At 36.2% G+C, this 8,520-nt stretch carries 8 protein-coding genes; 3 read left to right on the top strand and 5 right to left on the bottom strand.

The window, feature by feature from the left end:
* Positions 1 to 832: 832 nt before the first annotated feature.
* The 3 genes from AB1414_11040 (at position 833) to AB1414_11030 (ending at position 4,302) form a co-directional block, all read left to right on the top strand.
* Positions 833 to 1,624 carry a MotA/TolQ/ExbB proton channel family protein gene (locus tag AB1414_11040; GenBank protein ID MEW6607965.1) on the top strand — a complete coding sequence of 264 codons (792 nt, stop codon included), beginning with the start codon at positions 833 to 835 and terminating at the stop codon, positions 1,622 to 1,624.
* A 30-nt stretch (positions 1,625 to 1,654) separates the two neighbouring features.
* Complete coding sequence (gene amrB, locus AB1414_11035; protein MEW6607964.1) at positions 1,655 to 3,220, top strand: AmmeMemoRadiSam system protein B; 1,566 nt, start codon at positions 1,655 to 1,657, stop codon at positions 3,218 to 3,220.
* 179 nt (positions 3,221 to 3,399) lie between these two features.
* Positions 3,400 to 4,302 carry a peptidase MA family metallohydrolase gene (locus AB1414_11030; GenBank protein MEW6607963.1) on the top strand — a complete coding sequence of 301 codons (903 nt, stop codon included), beginning with the start codon at positions 3,400 to 3,402 and terminating at the stop codon, positions 4,300 to 4,302.
* 339 nt (positions 4,303 to 4,641) lie between these two features.
* Here the strand turns inward: AB1414_11030 and AB1414_11025 are convergent, their stop codons facing one another.
* The 5 genes from AB1414_11025 to AB1414_11005 form a co-directional block, all read right to left on the bottom strand.
* Positions 4,642 to 5,553: a glycosyltransferase family 2 protein gene (locus AB1414_11025; protein MEW6607962.1), complete on the bottom strand. Its 912-nt coding sequence runs from the start codon at positions 5,551 to 5,553 to the stop codon at positions 4,642 to 4,644.
* Between the two features lie 143 nt (positions 5,554 to 5,696).
* The gene (locus tag AB1414_11020) at positions 5,697 to 6,167 is read right to left on the bottom strand and encodes a hypothetical protein (GenBank protein ID MEW6607961.1); all 471 of its coding nucleotides are present in this window, start codon (positions 6,165 to 6,167) and stop codon (positions 5,697 to 5,699) included.
* Between the two features lie 59 nt (positions 6,168 to 6,226).
* Positions 6,227 to 6,436, bottom strand: coding sequence for a hypothetical protein (locus AB1414_11015; GenBank protein MEW6607960.1), 210 nt, complete (start codon positions 6,434 to 6,436; stop codon positions 6,227 to 6,229).
* Between the two features lie 316 nt (positions 6,437 to 6,752).
* Complete coding sequence (locus AB1414_11010; GenBank protein ID MEW6607959.1) at positions 6,753 to 8,000, bottom strand: sigma-70 family RNA polymerase sigma factor; 1,248 nt, start codon at positions 7,998 to 8,000, stop codon at positions 6,753 to 6,755.
* Between the two features lie 35 nt (positions 8,001 to 8,035).
* On the bottom strand, positions 8,036 to 8,520 hold a 485-nt coding region (locus tag AB1414_11005), incomplete at its 5' end, for a CfrBI family restriction endonuclease (GenBank protein ID MEW6607958.1).

The raw sequence follows: 8,520 nt of genomic DNA, 5'->3' as shown, positions 1-8,520 counted from the left end.
GGTAATTGGTTAAATAGTTTCGTCCTGAGCTCAGCCGGTAATCCCTCAGTTATCAGTGGTAAAAGCTAAATAGAAATTTTCTCTCGCAAAGACGCAAAGTTCGCAAAGATTATAATTTATTCCTTTGTGTTCTTTGCGCCTTAGCGAGAAATTTAATCTTTATGCCTTTCTCCCACCAATAACTGACCGATTACCTCAGCCGAACGGTATTTAATTACCAGTTACCAATCACCAGTTACCAGAATCAAATTCCGTGCGTTATTTGTTCAACACGACACTAGTAATTTTGAGGATTGATGCGGATCTTGGATGATTTCAGTGAGATAAAACTTGCCAAACGATCAAAAAAGATATAAATTGCGGACTTGACATCAATAAGGCTTCACGAAATGTAACTATTGAGGTTCAAGGTTTAGAAGAGATGAGGTCATTAACCTTGAACTTTGAACTCTAAACTTAACAACCTGAATAGTTACCACGAAATTAAATAAAGAGATTAGCCTCGTAGAGGCACTCTGTTTGTAGTAGAATAACGGAAATGTAACAAATTCAGCCTCGGAGAGGCGTCGTGTTTGTAGAATGAGAAGTTATTCCCCCTTAACAAAGGGGGAATATGGATTTCTTGGGATGGTTCACTTTAGTGTGAAACCTTGCGGATTGAAATTAGAAATTGGAAATTGGATGGAGATAAAGACCTAATTCCTAATTTCTAATTTCCAAAAGAAATCACAGGGAAAAACGATAAAAATGAACCGTCTCAATTTAAATATAAAAAATCTGTGTTTATCTGTGTTCATCTGTGGCGAAAATCTATTTTCAGGAGAAGACAAAAATGGATATAGTTAGTGTCTTTGGAATCATAGGTGGTATTGCCGCTTGTATTGGTTGTGTGTTACTTGAAGAGGTAGGAATAGTTGGTCAGGGATATTTGAACATCCCTGGTGCGGTCATCATTGGTTCAGGCTCAGTGCTGGCGACCGGGGCGATGTTCACGATGAAGGAATTAATGAAGACGCCAGCCTTCCTAAAAATTATGTTTTTTAATAAGGAAGAAGAACCAAAAGAGATTATTGAAACAATGATTGCTTTTGCTCAAAAGGCTCGACGCGAAGGATTATTAGCTTTAGAAGCAGATATCGAAAATATTAAAGACCCATATTTTCAAAAAGGTATTCAGTTAGTGGTGGATGGCGTAGACCCCGAATTGATTGAGGAAATCCTTGATATAGATTTAACCCATATGAAACATAGACATAAATTAGGCGAGGATATTTTTATGTCGGCTGGAGGTATTGCTCCAACTATGGGAATTTTAGGCGCAATTATGGGACTAACCGGTGCCCTGGGGAAAATGGGGGGTGGAGACATTATGACCACGGTTCACTCGCTGGCAATTGCGTTTATTGCCTCTTTCTATGGTGTTGCTCTGGCTAACTTAGTTCTTATTCCTATTGCTATGAAATTAAAAAGATTAAATGAAAATGAGGTTTTTGTAAAAGACCTGATTGTTACAGGTGTTTTATCTATTCAAGCCGGTGATAACCCCAGAATCGTTGAGGAAAAATTAAAGGCATTCTTTAATAAAGAAGAGTGGCCACTCAAAGCTGAGGCTGAAGGAAAATAATCTTGCGGATATTTTCAGGGGAACAGAAGAATGAAAATAGGAAAACACAGGTGGAGGAAAGATTTTCTCTCTACTCTCTACTTTCTACTCTCTACTTCCTATGGATATATTAAAATGTGGCACAAATTACTTATTATTGGTTTAAGTCTATTATTACCTGTTGAGGGATGTTCACAAACACAAACTCCGAGCAAAGACATTCCTCAAAATATTCGTCAGCCAGCGGTGGCTGGTGGTTTTTATCCCGCTGACCCAACAGAGTTAAAAAATCAAATCAACGGCTTCTTAAATAATGTCCAAAAAGAAAAGATTGAGGGTAGAATAATTGGTTTAATGGTGCCTCACGCCGGGTATGATTATTCAGGAGAGGTCGCGGCTCATTGTTTTAAACAACTCGAAGAACTTTCATTTGATACCGTAGTGATAATAGGAATGAGCCATTTTGCCCATTTTGATGGTATTGCCGTTGATACATCTGATGCTTATCAGACACCATTTGGATTGGTAAAGATAGACACTGAGCTGACCTCTGCATTAATCAAGTCAGACCCAAAAATTAAATCTTTACCTCAAGTCCATGAGAAAGAGCATTCGTTAGAAGTTGAAATCCCCTTTCTTCAACGGCTATTGAAAGAATTTAAAATTGTTCCAATACTTATGAGTAATCCAAATGACGCTCAAGTTTTAGCCAGAAGTCTTATTTTAAATAGTAAAGGCAAAAATATTTTATTCATTGCCTCATCCGATATGACTCATTATCCACCTTATGAAATAGCCAACAAAGTAGATAAAAAAACCCTCTCTTTAATCAAAGAGATGGATATTAATGAATTAGTTGCCTGGCTCAATGAACCCCATGAGAAATGTAGCACCTTACTTTGTGGAGTTGGGGCGGTTTTGACATTAATGTTGGTCACCAAAGAATTTGGAATCCACCAGGCCACTGTTTTAAATTATGCTAATTCGGGTGATGTGCCAATAATTGGTGATAAATCAAGAGTAGTTGGTTATGGAGCAGTTATCTTTGCACAAAAGGAGGAAAAAGCTATGATGTTAGATAAGGAAGAACAAGGGGTATTGCTTAAAATTGCCAGAAGGACGATAGAAGATTATATTAAAAACAGGCACATTCCACCAGTAGAGGTAGATGATTATCCCGAGCTTCAAAAGCCGGCGGGTGCATTTGTTACCCTTACCAAAAATAAGCAATTGCGTGGTTGTATTGGTTACATCAAGGCTATCGCCCCGGTAGCTCAAGCCGTGAGTAAAATGGCTATTGCCGCCGCAACAGAAGACCCAAGATTTTCACCTGTAACCAAAGATGAATTAGACCAGATAAAGATTGAAATTACGGTTCTCTCAGAATTAACACGAATAAATGATATTGAGCAAATTGAAATAGGCAAACATGGACTTTACATGGTCAAAGGGTATAATTCAGGCTTACTTCTTCCTCAGGTAGCCACCGAGCAAGGTTGGAATCGTGAACAATTCCTTACCCATACCTGTTATAAAGCGGGCCTGCCGCCAAACGCCTGGAAAGAAAAAGAGACAGAAATCTATATCTTTACAGGCTTAATCTTTCATGAAGAATAACTATTCACCGCAGAGACGCGGAGACACAGAGAAAAAATTAAAATCTATTGGCTATACGCTTAATTCCATCTCTTAGAACAGGGTTGATGGTTGATAGTTTATAGTTTATAGTTGATAGTTTCATAGACTATCAACCATCAACTATCAACTATCAACTATCTAATTGAGATAAGATTAAAATGGTAAATAAAATTATTATCATCGTATGTTTTCTCTTTTTCCCTTTCTCTCTTTGCTCACAACAATGGCAATCTCTACAAAGTCAACATTTTATGATACATTTCACGCAATCTGATAAAAAGGTAGCACTTAGAACTATTCAAATCGCCGAAGAATCTTATCAAACAATTACTGCCGATATTGGATTTACTGTGGACCAACGGACTTTTATCTTTATTTTTCCTTCTCGAAAAGAGTTTGAGTTAGCCAATAAAGGTGTCCAAAAACAAATTGTGGGACAAGCCTGTGTTGGTAAAGATAACATTATTGTCATTCAATCACCTAAAAGTAATCTAAATATTACCCTTGAAAAAACAATCAGGCATGAACTTACTCATATTGTCTTAGGTGTAATTTTCAAAAAAGGCTATTTACCACGATGGTTAAATGAAGGGCTGGCTATGTATGAGGCGAAAGAATGGCAATTAGTAAATAATATGTACCTCGGTCAGGCATATCTGACTGACAAATTACTCCCTTTTTCAAGTCTTACTTATACCTTTCCCCAGGATGACTTCCAAACACAATTAGCTTATGCACAAAGTTTTGATATTGTTTTGTTTATGATAAATCGGTATGGTAAAGAAAAGGTTATTAAGTTAATAAAAGAATTAAGTTATGGCACTGAATTTGATTCAGCCTTTAACAAATCATTCGGGATGGATTTTGGGAAGTTAGAAACTAACTGGTATGCGTCTTTGAAGAAAAGATTTAACTGGATTTCAGTTGTTACGAGTAGTTATTTACTCTGGCTTATATTTCCTGTTTTATGTCTTGTGGTTTATATGATAAAGCGACATCAGGTCAAGAAAAAGATAAAAGAATGGAAGGAAGAGGATAATTATCAATTAACAGATTATTGAAGGCGTTGTGCAGTCAGGTATCAGCAAGTTTGTCCCACAAGTTTTACTGGACAAATATGGTTATGGTGGAGAGCGGAGTAAATTGCAAAATTCCAAATCACAAATCTATCCGTCCTGTAAAAGATGCTAGTGTGGTGTTGAGTAAGTTTTGCACGGGGTATCATCAGATTTCATAACCTGCAAACGGATAATTGGTAACTGGTAATTGGTTAAATAGTTTCGTCCTGAGCTCAGCCGAACGGTATTTAATTACCAGTTACCAATCACCAGTTACCAGAATCAAATTCCGTGCCTTATTTGTTCAACACGACACCAGGTAAAAATTAGGAGTAGTTACTGTTACTCAATTATTTCTTCAATGATATAATAAGGTCTGCCTTGAATTTGGAGATATATTTTTGCAATATACTTACCGAGGAAGGCGAGTCCATAAAGTTGTATGCCAAAAAGGATGGATAAAAAGGCGATGATGATACTAATGCCTGCGTTTAAAATAAATGATTGAATTAACCAGAATAATCCAAGCACAATCGCCAGGGAGCCCATAAATACTCCAAGAGAGCTTAAGAATGAGATAGGCGATGTTGAAAAACTGGTAATAAGTTCAAAATCTGCTTTTAATAAATCAAAAACTGTCTTTGTGGAACTATGGGTAGTATCAAGTTCTATTTCACCGATTTTAAGTCCAAGCCAACCCAGTAATGCTTTTATTAATGGGGTCCTTTCTCGACACTGGAGGAGCATTTTTACTGCCCCTCTTTTATATGCCATAAATAGAGATTCATAGTCTTTTATCGTGGTTCCGGTAAGTTTAGAAACAAACCAGTTAATAAAATTAATTAAGGGTCGAAAAATAGAAGGTAACTGATGTAATCCTATAGAGCCAATGACAACATCATAGCCTTTATTTAGTTCTTCTAATAAATTAGGTATCTCTTCAGGTGGGCTTTTGAGACTACCTTCAATCGTAACCATTATCTTGCCTTTTGCTTGATTAAATCCCGCGATTATGGCTAAATATTGCCCAAAATTGCGAATAAATCGGATAATCTTTATTTTCTCATCACGCATTTTCAAGTCTTTAATCAAGGCATAGGTTTTATCTGTGCTACCATCATCGATAAAAATAATCTCACAAGGTTTATCAATTTGTGCCAAAACCTTTGATAGCCGAAAATACAATTCAACTACATGTGCCTCTTCATTATAGACCGGGCTGATAATGGAAAGATAGATTTCACTTTCTTCCATAATTATTCTCCTGAAAATAGCGAATTAGTGAATTAGTGAATTAGCGAATTAGTAGGGAAAACTCACTATCCAGAGGTTCCTCTGAAAATCGTGGTTCGGATTTCGGGGTTTGGGGATTCTTTTCTTCCAAAACCCCGAATCCCTCAAATAAGCAATGTTCCAATAATAATCAGTAACACAGCTGGTGTCATTGTTCGCCAGGTTATTGGACATTGAATAAAACCAAAGATACCTAAGTTGATGATGATAAGCCCGCCAATGCTACCAATTAATAAACATAAAATACCAATTCCAGCAAATTTTCCTAGTTTTGGTAATTCAGTTAAGATATTGGAATAAAGTAATCTCCATTTCTTCACTCTCGGATAGAGAATAACAAGCAGAAATGGTCCCAGGATAACACAGACAAGAAAATTATTTAGAGTAATGATATTCGCCAGTAGGGTTATCGGGACAAATCCTAACAAATCTACCCCCCATGCAATAGACATTCCACATATTGAGGAACTTAAAGCAATACAGCAAAAATAATTTATAACTACCTTTGGGGTATTGAAAACAGGGTCTTGTTTTGAGATATATTGCCAGACCTTATATGGTATAAATCCATACAAGAAATTACCGATAAATCCAAAAAATGAGCCCGGTCCCAAAGTTCCAAAGAAATCGCCAATTAAATTACCAAACGCAGACCCCAGGCACCCGCTGGTCCAAACATAAGTGAAAAGACAACAGGTAAAACCGCCGCAGGTCGTATCTCGGTAAAACCTGGAATTATGGTTGCGATTTTAAAAGGAATAAGTATTGCCGTATATACGCTGGCACAAACCGCGCATAACACAACCATTCTTGTATTCTGCCACATTAAAATTACCTCTTTCATCTTTTTAATAACCTCCTTGTTTCCTTATTCGTAACCGTTCAGGATATAGCCACAGAGCCACAGAGAACACAGAGGGAATATATAATCACGAATGAATCCTGGTAGATGTTTTACTATCTAACGAGATGAATCCGAATCTCTCTGAACAACAAAAAGATTTGTAGTGCGAGGTTTTAGCCTCGCTTCTGGCAAGCCAGAAGGTGAACCTAAAGGTTCACACTACATTTAGGGGATATACAGATTAATTCGTGTCCTTAAGTAACTAATTTCTCTAATTCTCTGTGAACTCTGTGCCTCTGTGGCTGAACGATTACCCTTATTCTTCTCCCAGAAAATCATCATATAATTGTTTAGTAATCTTTTTTTTGCGAAGATTATCAAGTATTCTTTTTTCTAACTGTCTAACTCTTTCTCTTGTTAGACCTAATATCCTACCTATGTCAGTTAAGGTATGAGGTTCTAACCCATCTAATCCAAAGCGTAATTTTAGAAGTTGTCTTTCTTTTTCAGGAAGAGTATCTACTATTTCCTGAATTTGTTCTTGTAACATAGTAAAGAATATCGCCTTTGATGGAGGCAGACTTGCCTTATCTTCAATCAATTCACTTAATTCATTTTCTCCAATTATGCCTATCGGTGTTTCTAAAGAGATAGGTTCTTGAGTAATATTGATAATTTCAATCACCTTACTAATTGGGAGTTTCATTTTGGTTCCGATTTCTTCTAATGTTGGCTCCCGACCTAAGTCCTGCGATAGTTTATTTATTGTCTTTAGACACCGATTAATTGTTTCCATCATATAAACAGGAACTTTAATTGTTCTACCCTGTTCTAAAATTGCTCGGTTAATCGCCTGCTTTATCCACCAAATAGCATAGGTGCTAAACTTAAACCCTTCTTTATAATCATATTTATCTACTGCCCGAATTAATCCTAAATTTCCCTCATTAATTAAATCTAAAAGACTTAATTTGTGATGTGCATACCTTTTCGCTACATTTACAACCAATCGGAGATTAGACTCAATAAATTTCCGTTTGATAACCTCGATTTTGTTTTCAAGTATCTCTACGGTTCGCAAGAATTTATCTATTTCTTTATTAGGTAATTTTTTTAAAGATGGTGGCAAATCACTTTTCCTTATTTCTTTTAATTGCCATTTATTATATAATTCCTTTAGTCTTCTTTCAGAAAGGCCGCTTTTTATTTCGATTTCTTTTATTTTTAGCTGGTCGATTTCTATTTGCCGACTTAATCTTCTTTCTTCTATCGGGGTTAAAAGGGGTATCTGGTTAATCTCTTTTAAGTAGAGTGTAAGGGGGTTAACATGAGTTTTTTCTTCTGGTTCTTCCTCTACAACTACCTCATCCATCTTTCCATTATCCTGAATTTCGATATCTTTTTCTTCTAATTTAGCAAAGATTTTTTCTAAATAAGGTGACCATGCATCATTTTCAGTAAGTATTTCATTTATTTCATCATAAGTAACATATCCTTTTTCTTCTCCAGCTGCGATTAACCTTTCTATTTCAGTATTTAGGTCTTTTGGGACTTTTTTAGTCATAACCCTACCTTTTTACCTCTGACCGCTTCAGCGAATCAATTAAAAATCTCATTAAAGATTTGATGAAGTTTCTGGTCAATATTACCCTTAAAATCTTGATGAGGAATATTTAGATGCTTTAGTACTTTAGAAAACCTTTTGTATCCATTTTCACTTCTTAATTCAACCCATTCTACGCCTAAACTATCCAATTGTCTTTTATTAGTTTCTGATAATTTATCAGCCACAAAAATCTTACTTTCCCTTGCGATTACTGCGTCTGCACTTTCTGGGTTGCCACGTCCCATCAGTTTCACTTCGCATTTATACTGGTTTTTACCTTCAACCAGATGAAAATCAATTTCTCTTTCAAAGTCAACATCATCTACAACTTTACCTTTGATTTTTACAGAATAATTTTTATCAGGCACTCCATATAATTTGCACAGGGTTTGCATTAACGGTTTTTCTACCCTTTTTCCACCAGTGCTCCACAATCCACCTCTTAACTCTGCTCGTTTTACTGCGAGAGTATTTATTA

The sequence above is a fragment of the bacterium genome (assembly GCA_040755795.1).
In the GTDB taxonomy this organism is placed as follows: Bacteria; UBA9089; CG2-30-40-21; order CG2-30-40-21; family SBAY01; genus JBFLXS01.
This window is presented reverse-complemented; position numbering and strand designations above follow the sequence as displayed.

Bases quoted from the DNA above. Each gene is read 5' to 3' on its own strand.
- AB1414_11040 (MEW6607965.1), top strand. From the start codon at position 833: ATGGATATAGTTAGTGTCTTTGGAATCATAGGTGGTATTGCCGCTTGT.
- amrB (MEW6607964.1), top strand. From the start codon at position 1,655: ATGAAAATAGGAAAACACAGGTGGAGGAAAGATTTTCTCTCTACTCTC.
- AB1414_11030 (MEW6607963.1), top strand. From the start codon at position 3,400: ATGGTAAATAAAATTATTATCATCGTATGTTTTCTCTTTTTCCCTTTC.
- AB1414_11025 (MEW6607962.1), bottom strand. From the start codon at position 5,553: ATGGAAGAAAGTGAAATCTATCTTTCCATTATCAGCCCGGTCTATAAT.
- AB1414_11015 (MEW6607960.1), bottom strand. From the start codon at position 6,436: ATGAAAGAGGTAATTTTAATGTGGCAGAATACAAGAATGGTTGTGTTA.
- AB1414_11010 (MEW6607959.1), bottom strand. From the start codon at position 8,000: ATGACTAAAAAAGTCCCAAAAGACCTAAATACTGAAATAGAAAGGTTA.